The organism is Streptomyces sp. NPDC091972 (assembly GCF_044756385.1).
Classification (GTDB): domain Bacteria; phylum Actinomycetota; class Actinomycetes; order Streptomycetales; family Streptomycetaceae; genus Streptomyces.
On the sequence record NZ_JBIVSV010000007.1, the window covers coordinates 36,856 to 53,856 of the forward strand.

Sequence of the window (17,001 nt, forward strand, 5' to 3'; positions counted from 1 at the left end):
GGTGATCTCCCTCACTGCCGTCCGAGAACGGCCGGTTATGGTCGGAGAATGCAGAGCCGCAGCCCCGCCCCCCGCGCCACCGGACGCCCGCGCAGCGCCGCCGCGGACACCGCGATCCTCGCGGCGACCAGGGCCGCGCTGGTGGAACTGGGCTGGTCGAAGCTCACGCTGGGAGATGTGGCTACCCGTGCGGGGGTCGCGAAAACCACCCTCTACCGCCGCTGGGCCGGCAAGAACGAACTCGTCGTCGACGCGGTGGCCGAACTCTTCGACGAACTCGAACTCCCCGACAGCGGAACCCTCGCCGCGGACATCGAGGGAGTGGTCCTCCAGTTCGCGGCGATCCTGGCCCGACCGGAGGCGCAGAGCGGCCTGATGGCCGTGATCTCGGAGTCGACGCGGGACGACGCGCTGCGCGGACGCATCCGCGAGTCGATCGTCGAACGGCAGAAGCGGCTGGTCCTGGAGGGCCGCTCCCGCGCCCAGTCCCGAGGTGAACTGCCCCCGGAAACCGACCCGCTCGAGGCGGCCCGCACCGCGGACCTCATCTTCGACATCGTCGCCGGCTCGGTGGTCCACCGCTGCCTGGTGAGCTCGAAGCCGGCCGACGCCGCATGGGTGCGCAGCCTGACGCGCGTGCTGCTGCTGGGACTTCGGGGAGCCGCGGAGGCGGACGGGGCCGTGTAGCACCGTGAAAGGGCGTCCGCCCCGGGGTCCCGCGCCACCGCGAAGGGGCCGAGGGCCTCGTGGGCGACGGCCGTCCAGCGGTAGCGGTACGGGATACCCGTTCTCGAACCGCAGGTGAGCGGCGTCTAGAACCCGGCCGGCTCCGTGTACGTCCCCCACTCGTCCCGCAGCACCCCGCAGATCTCCCCCAGGGTCGCCTCGGCGCGCACCGCGTCCAGCATCGGGCCGATCATGTTGGACCCGTCGCGGGCGGCAACGAGCATCCCCTCCAGGGCAGTTCGTACGGCCTCCTCGTCCCTCGCCGCCCTGCGGCCGGCCAGCGCCCGCACCTGCTCCCGCTCCACCTCGTGGCTCACCCGCAGGATCTCCAGGTCGCCGGTGACCGAGCCGTGGTGGACGTTCACCCCTACGACCCTCTTCTCGCCCTTCTCCAGGGCCTGTTGGTAGCGGAAGGCCGCCTCCGCGATCTCGCCGGTGAACCAGCCGTCCTCGATCCCCTGGAGGATCCCCGAGGTCATCGGGCCGATGGGATGCCGTCCGTCCGGATGCGCCCTGAGCCCCCGCTCCCTGATCTGCTCGAAGATCTTCTCCGCCTGCGCCTCGATCCGGTCCGTCAACTGCTCCACGAACCACGAACCCCCCAGCGGATCGGCCACGTTGGCGACCCCGGTCTCCTCCATGAGCACCTGCTGGGTGCGCAGCGCGATCTCCGCGGCCTGTTCCGACGGCAGGGCCAGAGTCTCGTCCAGCGCGTTGGTGTGCAGCGAGTTGGTCCCGCCGAGCACGGCCGCGAGCGCCTCGACCGCCGTACGGACGACGTTGTTGTACGGCTGCTGCGCGGTCAGGGACACCCCGGCTGTCTGGGTGTGGAACCGCAGCCACTGCGCCTTCTCGGACCGCGCCCCGTACACGTCCCGCATCCAACGCGCCCAGATGCGCCGGGCCGCACGGAACTTGGCGATCTCCTCGAAGAAGTCCACGTGCGCGTCGAAGAAGAAGGAGAGGCCGGGCGCGAAGACGTCGACGTCCAGGCCGCGGGAGAGCCCCAGTTCGACGTAGCCGAAGCCGTCGGCGAGCGTGTAGGCGAGTTCCTGCGCGGCCGTGGATCCCGCCTCGCGGATGTGATAGCCGGAGACGGACAGCGGCTTGTAGGCGGGGATGCCGGCCGCGCAGTACTCCATCAGGTCACCGATGAGGCGCAGGTGCGGCTCGGGCGGGAAGAGCCACTCCTTCTGCGCGATGTACTCCTTGAAGATGTCCGTCTGGAGCGTGCCGTTGAGGACGGACGGGTCCACGCCCTGGCGCTCGGCCGCGACCAGGTACATGCAGAAGACGGGGACGGCGGGTCCGCTGATCGTCATGGACGTCGTCACGTCACCGAGCGGGATGTCCCGGAACAGGACCTCCATGTCGGCCGCCGAGTCGACGGCCACCCCGCAGTGCCCGACCTCGCCGAGCGAGCGGGGGTCGTCGGAGTCCCGTCCCATCAGCGTCGGCATGTCGAAGGCGACCGACAGCCCGCCGCCGCCGTCGGCCAGGATCTTCTTGTACCGCTCGTTGGTCTGCTCGGCGTTCCCGAACCCGGCGAACTGCCGGATGGTCCAGGCCCGCCCCCGGTAGCCGGTCGGATACAGCCCGCGCGTGAAGGGGTACTCCCCCGGCCACCCGATCCGCTCGAAGCCCTCGTACGTGTCCCCCGGCCGCGGCCCGTACACCGGCTCCACGGGGTCCCCCGACAGCGTGCTGAAGTCGGCCTCACGCCTGCGCGAGGCGTCGTACCGGGCCTGCCAGCGTCGGCGGCCCTCTTCGATGGCGTCAGCGTCCATACCATCGAAGCTACTGGGACGCCCAAGTGAACGTCGACACGCGACCGCCGTACGCGTGCGTTACGCCTTGACGGGGGCGGGGGTCCCGTCCGTGATCCTGCTCTCCAGCTCGCGGCTGACCTTCCGCTCCACGAAGAAGGCCGCCGTGGGGATCGTCCCGGCGAGCAGGACCCACAGCTGCTTGGCGACCGGCCACTTCGCCTTGGAGCCCAGGTCGAAGGCGAAGACGAGGTAGACGACGTACAGCCAGCCGTGCGCGATGCCGACGGCCGTCGTGAAGCTGTCGGCGCCGTCGATCTTGAGCAGGTACTTGGCGATGACGCCGAGGGTCAGCAGGACCAGCAGCACACCGGTGACGTAGGCCATGACGCGGTAGCGGGTCAGCACGCTCTTCTTCATGCCGTCGAGCGTAACCGTCCGTTCCGGGAGATCTTGCCCCGGGTCACTCCTCGTCGAAGTCCCGCGCCGCGACCCTCAGCGGGCGCAGCATCGCGAAGATCTCCGCGCACTCCTCGGCGTCGTACACACCGAGGCCGAAGTCCATCGCCATGAGGTCCCGCGTGGCGGCGTCGACGACCTCGCGGCCCTTGTCGGTGATGGAGGCGAGGGTGCCGCGTCCGTCGTTGGGGTTGGGGCGCTTGTCGACCAGACCGGACCTGACCAGGCGGTCCACGGTGTTGGTGACCGACGTGGGGTGCACCATGAGCCGCTCGCCGATCTTCGACATCGGCAGCTCGCCCGCCTTGGAGAAGTTGAGCAGCACCAGTGCCTCGTAGCGCGCGAACGTCAGTCCGTACGGCTTGACCACCGCGTCGACCTCGGCGAGCAGGATCTGGTGCGCCCGCATGATCGAGGTGATGGCGGCCATGGACGGCACGTTTCCCCAGCGCTGCTTCCAGAGCTCGTCGGCGCGGGCGATGGGGTCGAAGGGGAGACTGAGCGGCTTCGGCACGGCAACGACCTTACCGGCCGGTCACATGGTGGTCAGCAGTGTCTCGCCCTTCAGACTTCTCGGGTGCGGATTCGGTGGGGGCGGGCGTTTTGCGCAGTTCCCCGCGCCCCTGATGCCTGCGGCGGCCCGTCGCTGCCCGGTGGGGGTTCGTGTAGCGCGTGCGGTCCGGTGGGTGGGTCGGTGCCGGGGTGGGGGGTATCCGTCCTCGGTCCGGCGGCTCGGTCCATCGAGCAGTTCTCGGTAACGGACGCCGGCCGCTGCGGGCGGACACCCCCCACCCCGTCCCCTCACCGCCGTACGCGGCCAACGGCCCGCTGGGGCGCGCGGTGCGGCGAACGGTCCGTCGTAGCGCCGGTGACTGCGACTACTCAGGGGCGCGGGGAACTGCGCGACCAGCCCCCACCGGACCCGCACCCGGCCGACAATCGCAACCGGCACCCCCCTACACCCGCCGCGCCCCCGTCACCGACATCAGCAGCGAGTACAGGGAACTCGTCGCAGCGATGAACATCCGGTTCCCCTTCGGGCCGCCGAAGGTCACGTTGGCCACCCGCCCCGGCACCCGGACGCGGCCGATGAGCGTGCCGTCGGGGGCGTAGCAGTGGATGCCGTCGTCCAGGGCGGCAGCCCACAGGCGGCCCTCGTCGTCGAAGCGGATGTTGTCGAAGTGGACGCCGGCGGGGGCCTCGGCGAAGACCTCGCCGTGCGAGAGCGTGCCGTCGGCGTGGACGTCGAAGCGGTGGATCCGGGCCGCCCGTGAGTCGGAGACGTACAGCCGTCGCTCGTCGGGCGAGAGGATCACCCCGTTGGGGCCGTCGAGGCCGTCCGCGGCGAGGGACACCTCTCCCGTGCCCGGATCGATCCGGTACACATGGCACGCCCCGATCTCCGACTCGGCCCGGTGCCCCTCGTAGTCGCTGAGGATGCCGAAGTCCGGGTCGGAGAACCAGATCGTGCCGTCGGAGCGTACGACGGCGTCGTTCGGGCTGTTCAGGCGCTTGCCCTGCCAGCGCTCGGCCAGCACGGTCACCGTGCCGTCGGGCTCGGTGCGGGTGACGCGGCGGTTGCCCTGTTCGCAGGTGACGAGCCGGCCCTGCCGGTCGACGGTGATGCCGTTGCTGTTGCCGGCCGGGGACCGGAACACGCCGACCGCGCCGGTGGCCTCGTCCCAGCGCAGGATGCGGTCGTTCGGGATGTCGCTCCAGACGAGCTGGCGCCAGGCGGGCAGGTACAGGGGTCCCTCGGCCCAGCGGCAGCCGTCGTGGAGGGTCTCCAGCCTGCTGTCGCCTTTGGTGCAGGGCAGGAAGCGGTCGTCCAGGATCTCGTAGAGGCTGTCGGGCACCGGGGTCCTCTCGGTAGGGGTGGGACGGGGTCAGCGGCGGCCGGTCCGCCGGAGGTGGTGGCGCACCGCGCGCTGGGCGACCGGCCCGAGGTCCTCCAGTGCGGCGACGAGCACGCCGAGCTGCTCCAGGGCGTCCAGGGCCGACGTGGCGCCTGCCGCGTCGACGCCCTCGTACAGCTCGATGCCCACGAAGGACGCGGCCACCGCCCGGGCCAGGCCCGCGGGGTCGGCGAACTCGCCGAAGGGGGTGGACGCGAGGACTCTGGTGAGGACCTGCTCGATCTCGGTGATCCACAGTTCAAGGCCGGCGGCGGTGGCGGGCCCGAGGGTGGCGTGGGTCTGGGCGCCGGCCAGGAGCTGGCCGAGGAGGGCCACATGGCCTCCGGCCCGCTCCTCCTCGTGGACCCGCCGTCCCACAGCCAGCAGTTCGGACAGCGAGGTCACCTCGGCCAGCCGCTGCCGGTAGCGGGCCACCGAGCGCTCGGCTCCGTAGCGGCAGGCCGCGGCGAGCAGTTCGTCGACCGTGCCGAAGTGGTAGAAGACCAACGCCTGGTTGACGCCCGCGGCCGCCGCGACCGTGCGGGCGGAGGTCTTGGCGATGCCCTGTTCGGTGAGGGTGCGCAGGGCGCCGTCGAGCAGCTTGGCCTTGGTCTCCAGGGACTTGGCGGACTCGGGGCTCACGCGCGCGACTCCTCGCGCACGGGACGCAGGCCGGGGCGCACCCCGCACGTCGTGATGTCGCTGTACGTCGCCTCGAAGGACCCCTCGTAGCCGAAGAGCGGGCCGAAGTACCGGTTGACGACACGGACCCGGATGCGGAAGCGGCCCGCGCGGTCGTCGTACGACTCCCTCACCTCCGCCGTCGCGCCGATCAGCTCGGGCACCCGGACGTCGACCACGCCCTCCCGGAACCGGTGCTCCCCGGACCGGATCAGCAGCGAGCCGTCGGGCTCGGCGCTGAAGTGCAGCTCGCTGGCCAGGTGCTGGTGGGTGCCGAGGTAGTCGAGGATGCGGTCGCCCTTGGGGCTCAGCACCATCTGGGCGTCGAAGCGGCGGGGGCGGCCTGGCAGGCGGAAGGTGCGCACGAAGGTCACCGTCTCACGGCCGTGGGTGTCCACGTACGGCACGTTCTCGATCACGAACGGCACGTTCCGCCCCGGTGTCGGCACCAGGATGTTGCGGGTCGTGCCGAGGGCCAGGAAGGGCTTCACGAAGGCCCCGCCGTGCCAGACCCGGTCCATCACGCCCCGGCCGGTGCAGGCCTCGCCGGACGCCAGCCCGACCGAGAAGCGGCGCTGGAGCCGGGGGTGGAGGCGGTCGAAGTCGGCACCCATCACCGTGCGGAACATCGAGGTCATCGCGGGGTCTCCAGGGTGCGCAGGACACGCGGCGCACGCACGCGTGTGGAGGGCCGGCGCAGACAGCGCCGGGCGGCCGGGGTGCCGGGCAGGGGCGACTTGAACAGGGCCACGGAGATGGCGAGGGCGAGGAGGAGCGGCGAGAGGAAGGCCATCGGCGCCGCGAGCGGGCCGAAGAGGTGCAGGAAGCGCTCCAGGCCGAGTCCGGTGCCGGCGACGAGCACGACGAGGGCGCGGACCAGGAGCTCGGCGAGCCAGTTCCGCAGGGCCCGCTCCGGGGTGATCCCGCGTTCCAGCCACAGTCTCAGCCGGTCGAAGGACCAGGCGGTCGCCCAGCCGATCAGGGGACGGAACAGCAGGCGGTCGGCCACGGCGCCGAAGCGGCCCCAGCGGGGGCGGTAGTCGTAGCCGGTGAGGAAGAGGACGCCGTCGCCGTCCGGGACGTAGCGCCAGTAGCCGCTGCCCTCCGCCAGGAGCGAGAGGGGGTGCGGGGAGGAGAAGCGCAGGGCGGAGGTGCGGGTGCCGTCGGGGCGTTCCCGCTCCCCCGCGGCGACACCGGTGCCGGCGACGGTGAGACCGGGCAGCACGCGTGTGGCGTAGCGGAAGCGCTGCGGCTCGTCCGCCCCGCGCGGGAGGTAGGTGATGCGCGTGAAGCGGAGGTCCCAGCGCTGGTGCTGGGACGGCTCCTGGGTCCGCGTCCAGAGGTCGTCGAGATCGGCACGGATGCGTGCCTCTATGTAGAGCCCCAATGTTCCCCCAGGTGAGCTCAGCATTTGAGCGACCGCTCAAACTCTCAGGACGGGAAGGTACACGTTTTTGAGCGACTGCTCAATCAGCGGGCACGAGAAAACCCCGGCCCGCGCGGGCCGGGGTTCGTCTGTCGTACGGGGCTCGGTCAGCCGGCGAGGTGCCGTTCCACCGTCTCCACCTTGGAGGTCAGACCGTCCGTGACTCCGGGACGGATGTCCGCCTTGAGCACCAGCGACACGCGCGGCGCCCGCGCCTCCACGGCGGCCACGGCACGCTTCACGACGTCCATGACCTCGTCCCACTCGCCCTCGATCGAGGTGAACATGGCGTCGGTGCGGTTGGGCAGCCCCGACTCGCGCACGACCCGCACCGCGTCGGCGACGTACTCCCCCACGTCCTCGCCGACCCCGAGCGGGGTCACGGAGAAGGCGACGATCATGCGTTCACGATCCCTTCCTGGCGAGCCCGGGAGGCGATCACGGCGTCCTCGGCCTCACGCTTGAGCCTGCGCTCGGCGAAGAAACCGCCGGTGGGCAGCACGGAGAGCACGAAGTACCAGATCCCGGTCTTCGCGGACCACTTGGTGCGGTTCCAGGCGTCGAGCCAGAAGATCACGTACAGGATGAACAGGAAGGCGTGCACATAGCCCATCACCGGGACGGCGTTGAAGTCCGTGGTCCGCTTCAGCACCGAGCAGACGAGCAGAACGAGGAACGAGATCGCCTCGGGAGCGGAGACCAGGCGGAGGCGTCGGATGGCGGAGGCTGTCTTGAGATCCACGGGTCACCTTCGGTGGGAGGTCGGTCGACAGCTTGTGAACGAACGCACAAGCGCACGTCCATTGTGACAAACGGTTCGACGGGGCCTGTGCCGGGGGGCGGCTGCGGGCCCATCGTGGCTTGTCGCGCAGTTCCCCGCGCCCCTGGGGAGTTGCAGTCACCCGCACCACGACGGACCGTTCGCCGCACCGCGCGCCCCAGAGGGCCGTCAGTCGCGTACGGCGGTGAGGGGACGGGGTGGAGGGTGTCCGCCCGCAGCGGCCGGCGTCCGTTACAGAGAACCACTCAAGAGACCGAGCCGCCGGACCGAGGACGGACACCCCCCACCCCGGCACCGACCCACCCACCGACCCCAAGGCGCTACACAAGCCCCCACCGAACAGGCGGCTGCGCCGCAGGCATCAGGGGCGCGGGGAACTGCGCAAAACGCCCGCCCCCACCCACCCGCACCCGAAAACCCACACCTCTGTCCGCAGACACCCTCCGCCAGATACCTTCACCTCGTGGCGATGTTTCGACTTCAAGGCAGCAAGGTGCTCGCCGTCGACATGACCGGGGACGCCGTGAAGGCGAAGAACGGCTCCATGGTCGCGTACGACGGACAGATGCAGTTCAAAAAGCTCAGCGGCGGCGGTGAGGGCATCCGGGGCATGGTCACCCGGCGCATCACCGGCGAGCAGATGACCGTGATGGAGGTGTCGGGGCACGGGACGTGCTGGTTCGCGGACCGGGCCTCCGAGATCAACCTCGTCAGCCTCCAGGGGGACAAGCTGTACGTGGAGTCGAGCAACCTGCTCGCGACCGACGCCGGCCTGCGCACCGGAACCAGTTTCACCGGCATGCGCGGCGCCTCGCAGGGCAACGGACTCTTCACCACGACCGTGGAGGGCCACGGCCAGGCGGCGATCATGTCGGACGGGCCGGCGGTCGTCCTCCGTGTGAGCCGCCAGTACCCCCTCACCGTCGACCCGGGCGCCTATATCGCCCACCAGGGGAATCTCAACCAGTCCTTCCAGTCCGGTGTGACCTTCCGCACCTTCATGGGCGAGGGCGGCGGCGAGGCCTTCCAGATCCGCTTCGAGGGCGACGGCCTGGTGTACGTCCAGCCCAGCGAGCGCAACACGATCGCGGGGGATGTGTGATGCCGTTCCGCGAGATCAACTCCAAGATGGTCGAGGCGACCGTACTCCCCGGCCAGCGCCTGTTCAGCCAGCGCGGCGCGATGTTGGCGTACAAGGGCGAGGTGTCCTTCACCCCGAACATCCAGGGCGGCCAGGGCGGGGTCATGTCGATGATCGGCCGCCGCGTGGCCAACGAGGACACGCCCCTGATGACGGTGGAAGGCAGCGGCACCGTGCTCTTCGGACACGGCGGCCACCACGTCACCGTGGTCAACCTCTCCGGCGACACCCTGTACGTCGAGGCGGACCGGCTGCTCGCCTTCGAGGGCACCCTCCAGCAGGGCACCATGTTCATGGGCTCGCAGGGTGGCGTGATGGGCATGGTGCGCGGCCAGATCAGCGGCCAGGGCCTCTTCACGACCACGCTGAAGGGCCACGGCTCGGTGGCCGTCATGGCCCACGGCGGGGTCTTCGAGGTCCCGATCACCCCGCAGCGCCCGGTCCACGTCGACCCGCAGGCCTATGTCGCCCACCACGGCGACGTCCGCAACAAGCTGTCGACGGCACTCGGCTGGCGCGACATGGTGGGCCGCGGCTCCGGCGAGGCCTTCCAGCTGGAGCTCAGCGGGAACGGCGTGGTGTACGTCCAGGCCTCGGAGGAGAAGCTGTGAGCCACTACCCGGGCGCGGGCCCCACCGTGTACGACCCGATGACGCTGCCGTCGGACGACAACGTCAACAACTACACCTTCTGCGTGGAGCTCAAGGGGAGCCAGTGGTTCCTGCAGAAGGGGAAGATGATCGCCTACTACGGGCAGATGGATTTCAACGGCATCGGACACGGCCGCCTCGACGGTCTCGTCCGCACGTCGTTCCATTCGCCTCTGCACGCGAGCGACTGGGTCGTGGCGCAGGGCTCGGGCAAGATGCTCCTCGCCGACCGGGCCTTCGACGTCAATTCGTACGACCTCGAGGACGGCAACCTGACCATTCGCTCCGGCAATCTGCTTGCTTTTCAGCCAAGTCTCGCGCTGAAGCAGTCGATCGTGCCCGGCTTCCTCACCCTCATCGGAACCGGAAAGTTCGTGGCGGCCTCCAACGGCCCGGTGGTGTTCATGGAGCCCCCGATCCGGGTGGACCCGCAAGCGCTTGTGGGCTGGGCCGACTGCCCCTCGCCCTGCCACCACTACGACCACGGGTACATGACGGGCCTGATGGGCGGTCTACGTGCGATGACGGGCCTCGGCGGGGCCTCCGGCGAGGAGCACCAGTTCGAGTTCGTGGGGGCCGGGACCGTACTGCTCCAGTCGACCGAGGTGCTGATGGCCGAGCAGGCCACGGGCGTGGTGCCGTCCGAGCCCGGTGTGCCCGGCGGTTACGGGGCACCCGCGGGGCAGCCGCAGCAGCCGGGGGCACCGCGCCTTCCCGGACAGCTCGGGGACCTCCAGCGTCGCTTCGGGCTGTGAGCGGTAGTCTGCGGAGTGTGACATCGAACGCGTGCGCACAGTCACACCACCCTCATTAGTTCGCCTTTCAACCTTTTAGGTAGACTTCATTCATGGAGACCGAGACGGCCACGCGCTGGCTGACCGATGCGGAGCAGTGCGCCTGGCGCACCCACCTGGAGGTCAACAGGCTGTTGACGTATCAGCTCGAAAGGGACCTGCAGCCGTTCGGCCTGACGATGAACGACTACGAGATCCTGGTCAATCTCTCCGAGTCGGAGGGCGTACGGATGCGGATGAGCGATCTCGCGGCCGCCACCCTCCAGTCCAAGAGCCGGCTCTCGCACCAGATCACCCGCATGGAGAACGCGGACCTGGTCCGGCGCGAGAACTGCGAGTCCGACCGCCGCGGCCTGTACGCGGTCCTGACCGAGCACGGCATGGAGACGATGAAGAAGGTCGCGCCGCATCACGTGGCGTCCGTGCGGAGGCACTTCATCGACCTCGTACCGCCCGAGTCCCTGACGGAGCTGGACAAGGCCCTGAAGCCGATCGCGGAGCATCTGCGGGGGCAGCGGGGACGCCCCTGACACCGGGGCACGGCTAGGCGAGCGGCAGGCGGAGTTCGAACAGGGCTCCGCCTGCCGGCGCGTCCCGGACCGTGAGCGTGCCGCCGTGCCGGGCGGCGACGTCCCGGGCGATGGCGAGCCCTAGCCCGGCCCCGCCGTCGTCCCGCGCCCGCGCCTCGTCGAGCCGCACGAACCGCTCGAAGATCCGCTCCCGGTCCTCGGGCGGCACCCCGTCCCCGTCGTCGGCCACCTCGACCACGGCCCGGCGGTCGCCGTCCCGCCGTACCGTCACCGCGACCTCCGACCGCGCGTGCCGTCGCGCGTTGTCCAGCAGGTTGTCGAGCACGCGCTCCAACTGCCCCCGGGAGCCCGTCACTTCCACGGCGTCCGCCCGGACGGTCACCCCGGCCCGTCCTGCCGCCCGCTCCCGCACCAGCGCCCCCAGCTCGATCCGCGCGTCGGTGACCCGCTCCCCCGCATCCAGACGGGCCAGCAACAGCAGGTCCGCGGCCAGGCGTTGCAGCCGTACGGTGTCCTCGACCGCCCCGTCCAGGTCCAGCAGCTCCGGATGAGCGGCGGCCACTTCGAGCTGGGTCCGCAGGGAGGCGATCGGGCTGCGCAGCTCGTGCGAGGCGTCGGCGACGAACCTGCGCTGGCGCTCGACGGAGGTCTCCAGCGCGGCCAGCGTCTCGTTGGTGGTGCGGGCGAGGCGGGCCACCTCGTCGTGGGTGTCCGGCACCGGCACGCGGCGGGCGAGGTCCTCGGACGCGGTGATCGCGGCCATCTCGGCGCGGATGCCCTCGACGGGGCGCAGCGCACGCCGGGTGACCAGCCAGGTCACGGCGGCGACGACACCGAGCAGCAGCGGGAAGCCGACCAGCATGACGGTCTGGGCGGTGTCCACCGCGCTCTGCTCGGGGTCCAGGGAGGCGCCCGCGTACACGGTGAGGGTGCCCTTGTCGGGGACCTCGACCTCCACGGCCGCGAAGCGGTAGTCGGCGGACTTCCCGTCGATCGTGGCGGAGCCGGCCGTGAGCCGGACGTCGTCGGCGATCTCGCCGGGCTCCAGGGCGGACCGGTCGTCCCCCGCCGCGTCGTCCCCTTGCGTGTCGTCGTCGGAGTCCTCGGCGTCCCCGGAGTCCCCGGAGTCCTTGGAGTCGCCTGTCCCGCCGGTGCCCGGCGTGGCTCCCGCGCCGCCCGTGCCGCCCGCGGACGGCTGTGGCTGCACCTCGGTGACTCCCGTGCCGCTGATCCGCTCCAGGTGCTCGGTGGCCGCGACCAGACGGCCGTCCCCGTCGACGACCTGGACCGGCTCGTCGTCGTCCAGCTCCAGGCCGGTGTACGGCGTCCCGCCGGAGAGGTCGGCGGCCACGTTGCGCGCGGCCCGCTCGGCCTGGGTGCCGGCCTCGTCGATCAGGTTGGAGCGCAGGGAGAGCAGCACGGCCGCCCCGGCCGCGACCAGCGCCACGGCGACGACCACAGTGGCGGCGAGGGTGGCCCGCGCCCGGACCGAGCCGAACAGCCGCCTCATCTCCCGGCCTCCAGCCGGTACCCGGCGCCGCGGACCGTCCGGATGAGGCCCGCGTCCAGCTTCCGGCGCAGCGTGCTGATGTACACCTCGACGATGTTGGGGTCGCCGTCGTACGCGAAGTCCCAGACGTGCTCCAGGATCTGCGCCTTGGAGACCACCTCCCCGGGCCGCACCGCGAGCTGCTCCAGGACCGAGAACTCCTTGGCGGTGAGGGTGACTTCGGTGCCGTCGAGGAAGACCCGGCGGGCGGCGGTGTCGATTCTCAGCGGCCCGGTCTCCAGCACCGGCGAGGCCCCGGTGCCGTTGCCGCGCCGCCGCAGCAGGGCCTTGATGCGGGCCACGAGGACGACGTAGGAGAAGGGCTTGGTCAGGTAGTCGTCGGCGCCGGTGTCCAGGCCCTCGGCCTCGTCGTACTCGCCGTCCTTGGCGGTGAGCATCAGGATCGGCACCTCGTGGCCGGCGGCGCGCAGGGCGGCGCAGACCCGGTAGCCGTTGAGGCCGGGCAGCATGATGTCGAGGATGACCAGGTCGTACGAGCCCTCGCCGGCCCGGTGCAGGCCCTCCCGGCCGTCGTGGACGACGTCGACGGCGTAGCCCTCGGCGGTGAGGCCCTTGGCGAGGGACAGAGCGAGTCGTTTCTCGTCCTCGACGATCAGCAGACGCATGCGTACAGGGTGGCAAAGCGAACCTGAAGACGCCTTCAGGAGGCTTCAGGTCGGCTTCAGCTCCCCTCCGGCAGCGTGGTCGTCGTCGAGAACGAGTGAAGCAGAACGAAGCTGAACGAAGCAGACCCGCTCTGGAGGGATCCTCATGAAGCGCAACATCGTCATCGCCACCCTGACCGCCGCCGCACTGGCCACCGGCGGTACCGTCGCGGCCTTCGCGGCGGCGGACGACGACGCGACGGCGACGCAGCGCCAGTCGACCACGAGCGCCCGGCAGGCCGCCGACCGCGACGACGACTCCGCGGACGACCAGGACGACCGCGACGACGTCTCCGGGGACCGTACGGCGGTCTCGGGCAGCAGCGTCACCGCGGCCGAGGCGATCGCCGCCGCCCTGAAGCACACCCCGGGCACCGCCCTCTCCGCCGACCTCGACGACGACGGCGCCGACGCGTGGGAGGTGACCGTCGTCAAGGGCGACGGCACCGAGTACGACGTGCGGATCGCCCCGGACTCCGGCAAGGTGCTCGGCGCCCAGCGCGACACGGACGACGACAGCGACGCCGACGACCGCGCCGAGCTCGCCGCGGTGAAGGGCGCGCGGACCGACGCCCGGGAGGCCGCCTTGGCCGCCGCCGCGAAGGGCGCGGTGACGGAGGTCGGCCTCGACGACGACCACGGCACCGTGGCCTGGACGGCGGACACCGTCAAGGACGGCAGGCACGGCGAGTGGAAGGTCGCCCTCGACTCGGGCGAGGTCACCCAGGACCGTGACGACGACGGCGACGACGCCTGAGTCGCACGTCGGCCCGCGGCCGCGGCACACCTTGCCGCGGCCGCCAGGGCCGTCAGGACGACCGCCGCCCCCGTCGCCGCGAAGCACACGGCCACCGGCAGGTGCCCGGCCGGGGCGCCCGCCGCGGCCGGGCTCCCGGCGTTGACGGCCGTGTTGGCCCAGGCCCAGGCCCCGGCCCGGGTGCGCACCTCGGGTCCACGCTCTCGTCGGCGATGAGGCAGGCGGTGGTGACGGCCGGCGACATGAAAAGCCCGGCCGCCAGAGGCTCAGCCCCGGGTCAGGCCCCTCACGAGTTCGTCGGCCGCCCGGTAGGGGTCCAGTTCGCCGGCGACGATCCTCTCCGCGAGGGCGTCCAGGCGCCGGTCGCCACGCAGGTCGCCGATGCGTTCGCGCAGGGCGGTGACGGCGATCGTCTCGACCTCGTGGGCGGCGCGGGTGCGGCGGCGCTCGGCGAGGACACCGCGCTCCTCCATCCAGGCGCGGTGCTTCTCCAGGGCTTCCACGACCTCGTCGACGCCCTCCGCGCGTGCGGCGACGGTCTTGACGATCGGCGGGCGCCAGTCGCCCGGCTTCCGGGACTCGCCGAGGCCCAGCATGTGGTTGAGCTCGCGGGCGGTGGCGTCGGCGCCGTCGCGGTCGGCCTTGTTGACGACGTAGACGTCGCCGATCTCCAGGATTCCGGCCTTGGCGGCCTGGATGCCGTCGCCCATGCCCGGGGCGAGCAGCACCACGGAGGTGTCGGCCTGGGAGGCGATCTCCACCTCCGACTGGCCGACGCCGACCGTCTCGACCAGGATCACCTCGCAGCCGGCCGCGTCCAGGACCCGGACGGCCTGCGGCGCGGCCCAGGCGAGGCCGCCGAGGTGGCCGCGGGTCGCCATGGAGCGGATGTAGACGCCGGGGTCGGACGCGTGCTCCGACATGCGCACCCGGTCGCCGAGCAGGGCGCCGCCGGAGAACGGCGAGGACGGGTCGACGGCCAGGACGCCGACCCGTCTGCCCTGCTTGCGGTAGGCGGTCACGAGGGCCGAGGTGGACGTCGACTTGCCCACCCCGGGCGAGCCCGTCAGGCCCACCACGTACGCGTTGCCGGTGAGCGGGGCGAGCGTCGCCATGACCTCCCTGAGCTGCGGGGACGCCCCCTCCACGAGGGAGATCAGCCGGGCCACGGCCCGTGGGCGGCCCTCCCTGGCCTGGGCCACCAGGGTGGAGACGTCCTGCATCACAGCTCCGTTCGACGCGTTTGCCCGAGGGGGCTCAGGCCTTGGGTACCCGCACGACCAGCGCGTCACCCTGACCGCCGCCGCCGCACAGGGCGGCCGCGCCGACACCGCCGCCGCGCCGCTTGAGCTCCAGCGCGAGGTGCAGGACGAGCCGGGCGCCGGACATGCCGATGGGGTGGCCCAGGGCGATCGCGCCACCGTTCACGTTCACCTTTTCGGTGGACACGCCGAGGTCCTTCATCGACTGGACGGCGACGGCCGCGAACGCCTCGTTGATCTCGATCAGGTCGAGGTCGGAGACCTCCAGGCCCTCCTTCTTGAGGGCGTGCAGGATCGCGTTGGACGGCTGCGACTGGAGGGAGTTGTCCGGGCCCGCCACGTTTCCGTGGGCGCCGATCTCGGCGATCCACTCCAGGCCCAGCTCCTGCGCCTTGGCCTTGCTCATCACGACCACGGCCGCCGCGCCGTCGGAGATCTGCGAGGCGGAGCCGGCGGTGATGGTGCCGTCCTTGGTGAAGGCGGGACGCAGCTTGCCCAGGGACTCCGCGGTGGTGTCGCCGCGGATGCCCTCGTCCTTGCTGAAGACGACCGCCTCGCCCTTGCGCTGCGGGATCTCCACGGGGGTGATCTCGGCCTCGAAGATGCCGTTCTTCTGCGCGGCGGCGGCCCGCTGGTGGGACAGCGCGGAGAACTCGTCCTGCTCGGGGCGCTTGATGCCGAGGCGGGTGTTGTGCTTCTCCGTGGACTCGCCCATGGCGATGTTCTCGAAGGCGTCGGTGAGGCCGTCGTACGCCATGGCGTCGAGCATCTCGATCGCCCCGTACTTGTAGCCCTCGCGGGACTTGGGCAGCAGGTGGGGGGCGTTGGTCATGGACTCCTGGCCGCCGGCGACGATCACGTCGAACTCGCCCGCGCGGATGAGCTGGTCGGCCAGCGCGATCGCGTCGAGGCCGGACAGGCACACCTTGTTGATGGTGAGCGCCGGGACGTTCATCGGGATGCCGGCCTTGACGGCGGCCTGGCGGGCCGGGATCTGCCCCGCGCCGGCCTGGAGCACCTGGCCCATGATCACGTACTGCACCTGGTCGCCGCCGATCCCCGCACGGTCGAGGGCGGCCTTGATCGCGAAGCCGCCGAGGTCGGCTCCGGAGAAGGACTTCAGCGAGCCCAGCAGCCGTCCCATGGGCGTACGGGCGCCCGCGACGATCACCGAGGTCGTGCTGTTCGATCCAGACATGAGCTGCGATCCCCTTACCGGCTGCACTGCCGAGGAGTGAACGAGGGTTTACTTCGAATGTACTGAGTGGCACTCCGTGCCGTCACCCGGCCGTCGGTGTGATCGCGCGCACGTTGCGTAACCGTTTCGCGAGCGCTGCACTGACTACATGCTGACGCGAATCGACCACATCGGGATCGCCTGTTTCGACCTCGACAGGACCGTCGAGTTCTACCGGGCCACGTACGGCTTCGAGGTGTTCCACTCCGAGGTCAACGAGGAGCAGGGCGTGCGCGAGGCCATGCTCAAGATCAACGAGACGTCCGACGGCGGCGCCTCCTACCTGCAGCTTCTGGAGCCGACCCGCCCCGACTCGACCGTCGCCAAGTGGCTGGACAAGAACGGCGAGGGCGTCCACCACATCGCTTTCGGTACGGCCGATGTCGACACCGAGGCCGCGGACATCCGCGACAAGGGCGTACGCGTCCTGTACGAGGAGCCGCGACGCGGCTCCATGGGGTCACGGATCACCTTCCTGCACCCTAAGGATTGCCATGGCGTACTGACAGAACTGGTCACTTCGGCGCCTGTTGAGTCACCTGAGCACTGACCCTCGTACATATGGGCCGGTAGGGTTGGGGGCGGTCGCTCCCGGAAGGGGGGTGACCGCTTTCCGGGGTCCGGGTTTCGGGGGACGAGCGGCGGCAGCAGCCCATGCTCCGTCGTTGATCTGACACCATTC

20 protein-coding genes are annotated in these 17,001 nt (G+C 71.0%); 7 read left to right on the forward strand and 13 right to left on the reverse strand.

Going from position 1 to position 17,001, the window contains the following annotated elements:
• The first annotated feature begins 48 nt into the window (after positions 1-48).
• Complete coding sequence (locus ACIQJT_RS21565) at positions 49-687, forward strand: TetR/AcrR family transcriptional regulator (protein ID WP_402645784.1); 639 nt, start codon at positions 49-51, stop codon at positions 685-687.
• A gap of 125 nt (positions 688-812) precedes the next feature.
• On the opposite strand, the gene ACIQJT_RS21570 is transcribed toward ACIQJT_RS21565, so the two are convergent.
• The 9 genes from ACIQJT_RS21570 to ACIQJT_RS21610 form a co-directional block, all read right to left on the reverse strand.
• Positions 813-2,513 carry a methylmalonyl-CoA mutase gene (locus ACIQJT_RS21570; RefSeq protein WP_402645787.1) on the reverse strand — a complete coding sequence of 567 codons (1,701 nt, stop codon included), beginning with the start codon at positions 2,511-2,513 and terminating at the stop codon, positions 813-815.
• A 60-nt stretch (positions 2,514-2,573) separates the two neighbouring features.
• The gene (locus ACIQJT_RS21575) at positions 2,574-2,912 is read right to left on the reverse strand and encodes a DUF3817 domain-containing protein (RefSeq protein WP_365461907.1); all 339 of its coding nucleotides are present in this window, start codon (positions 2,910-2,912) and stop codon (positions 2,574-2,576) included.
• 43 nt (positions 2,913-2,955) lie between these two features.
• On the reverse strand, positions 2,956-3,465 hold the full coding sequence (locus ACIQJT_RS21580) for a MarR family winged helix-turn-helix transcriptional regulator (RefSeq protein WP_086724885.1): 510 nt from the start codon (positions 3,463-3,465) through the stop codon (positions 2,956-2,958).
• A gap of 442 nt (positions 3,466-3,907) precedes the next feature.
• Positions 3,908-4,807 (reverse strand): SMP-30/gluconolactonase/LRE family protein, encoded by a 900-nt coding sequence (locus ACIQJT_RS21585; protein WP_402645791.1) that lies wholly within the window; start codon positions 4,805-4,807, stop codon positions 3,908-3,910.
• A 30-nt stretch (positions 4,808-4,837) separates the two neighbouring features.
• Positions 4,838-5,488 carry a TetR/AcrR family transcriptional regulator gene (locus tag ACIQJT_RS21590; RefSeq protein ID WP_402645794.1) on the reverse strand — a complete coding sequence of 217 codons (651 nt, stop codon included), beginning with the start codon at positions 5,486-5,488 and terminating at the stop codon, positions 4,838-4,840.
• Positions 5,485-6,165 (reverse strand): DUF4166 domain-containing protein, encoded by a 681-nt coding sequence (locus ACIQJT_RS21595; RefSeq protein ID WP_402645797.1) that lies wholly within the window; start codon positions 6,163-6,165, stop codon positions 5,485-5,487. Before ACIQJT_RS21595 ends, ACIQJT_RS21590 begins: the two co-directional genes overlap by 4 nt.
• Positions 6,162-6,914, reverse strand: a complete 753-nt coding sequence (locus ACIQJT_RS21600) for a hypothetical protein (RefSeq protein WP_365461901.1) — start codon at positions 6,912-6,914, stop codon at positions 6,162-6,164. Before ACIQJT_RS21600 ends, ACIQJT_RS21595 begins: the two co-directional genes overlap by 4 nt.
• A 146-nt stretch (positions 6,915-7,060) precedes the next feature.
• Entirely contained in the window at positions 7,061-7,354 is a 294-nt protein-coding gene (locus tag ACIQJT_RS21605) for an MTH1187 family thiamine-binding protein (protein WP_132838930.1), read from the reverse strand.
• Positions 7,351-7,695, reverse strand: a complete 345-nt coding sequence (locus ACIQJT_RS21610) for a DUF3817 domain-containing protein (protein ID WP_365461899.1) — start codon at positions 7,693-7,695, stop codon at positions 7,351-7,353. The genes ACIQJT_RS21605 and ACIQJT_RS21610 overlap by 4 nt, the downstream gene beginning before the upstream one ends.
• Before the next feature lie 508 nt (positions 7,696-8,203).
• On the opposite strand from ACIQJT_RS21610, the gene ACIQJT_RS21615 reads away from it, so the two are divergent.
• From ACIQJT_RS21615 to ACIQJT_RS21630, 4 genes are all read left to right on the forward strand, one after another.
• Positions 8,204-8,836: an AIM24 family protein gene (locus ACIQJT_RS21615; RefSeq protein ID WP_053851681.1), complete on the forward strand. Its 633-nt coding sequence runs from the start codon at positions 8,204-8,206 to the stop codon at positions 8,834-8,836.
• Positions 8,836-9,486 carry an AIM24 family protein gene (locus tag ACIQJT_RS21620; RefSeq protein WP_365461897.1) on the forward strand — a complete coding sequence of 217 codons (651 nt, stop codon included), beginning with the start codon at positions 8,836-8,838 and terminating at the stop codon, positions 9,484-9,486. Before ACIQJT_RS21615 ends, ACIQJT_RS21620 begins: the two co-directional genes overlap by 1 nt.
• Complete coding sequence (locus ACIQJT_RS21625) at positions 9,483-10,280, forward strand: AIM24 family protein (protein ID WP_365461895.1); 798 nt, start codon at positions 9,483-9,485, stop codon at positions 10,278-10,280. Before ACIQJT_RS21620 ends, ACIQJT_RS21625 begins: the two co-directional genes overlap by 4 nt.
• Before the next feature lie 92 nt (positions 10,281-10,372).
• Complete coding sequence (locus ACIQJT_RS21630) at positions 10,373-10,849, forward strand: MarR family winged helix-turn-helix transcriptional regulator (RefSeq protein ID WP_053851684.1); 477 nt, start codon at positions 10,373-10,375, stop codon at positions 10,847-10,849.
• Between the two features lie 13 nt (positions 10,850-10,862).
• On the opposite strand, the gene ACIQJT_RS21635 is transcribed toward ACIQJT_RS21630, so the two are convergent.
• Both ACIQJT_RS21635 and ACIQJT_RS21640 read right to left on the reverse strand, forming a co-directional pair.
• Positions 10,863-12,359, reverse strand: a complete 1,497-nt coding sequence (locus tag ACIQJT_RS21635; protein ID WP_402645802.1) for a sensor histidine kinase — start codon at positions 12,357-12,359, stop codon at positions 10,863-10,865.
• The gene (locus ACIQJT_RS21640) at positions 12,356-13,024 is read right to left on the reverse strand and encodes a response regulator transcription factor (protein ID WP_365461891.1); all 669 of its coding nucleotides are present in this window, start codon (positions 13,022-13,024) and stop codon (positions 12,356-12,358) included. The genes ACIQJT_RS21635 and ACIQJT_RS21640 overlap by 4 nt, the downstream gene beginning before the upstream one ends.
• Before the next feature lie 145 nt (positions 13,025-13,169).
• Between ACIQJT_RS21640 and ACIQJT_RS21645 the strand changes: the two genes are divergently transcribed.
• Positions 13,170-13,820 (forward strand): PepSY domain-containing protein, encoded by a 651-nt coding sequence (locus ACIQJT_RS21645; RefSeq protein ID WP_402645805.1) that lies wholly within the window; start codon positions 13,170-13,172, stop codon positions 13,818-13,820.
• Positions 13,821-14,086: 266 nt separating this feature from the next.
• On the opposite strand, the gene meaB is transcribed toward ACIQJT_RS21645, so the two are convergent.
• Entirely contained in the window at positions 14,087-15,043 is a 957-nt protein-coding gene (gene meaB / locus ACIQJT_RS21650; protein ID WP_402645808.1) for a methylmalonyl Co-A mutase-associated GTPase MeaB, read from the reverse strand.
• A gap of 34 nt (positions 15,044-15,077) precedes the next feature.
• A complete protein-coding gene (locus tag ACIQJT_RS21655) occupies positions 15,078-16,280 on the reverse strand; it encodes an acetyl-CoA C-acetyltransferase (protein ID WP_402645810.1) in 1,203 nt (400 codons plus the stop codon).
• A 148-nt stretch (positions 16,281-16,428) separates the two neighbouring features.
• Between ACIQJT_RS21655 and mce the strand changes: the two genes are divergently transcribed.
• Positions 16,429-16,869: a methylmalonyl-CoA epimerase gene (gene mce, locus ACIQJT_RS21660; RefSeq protein ID WP_365461883.1), complete on the forward strand. Its 441-nt coding sequence runs from the start codon at positions 16,429-16,431 to the stop codon at positions 16,867-16,869.
• Positions 16,870-17,001 lie beyond the last annotated feature (132 nt).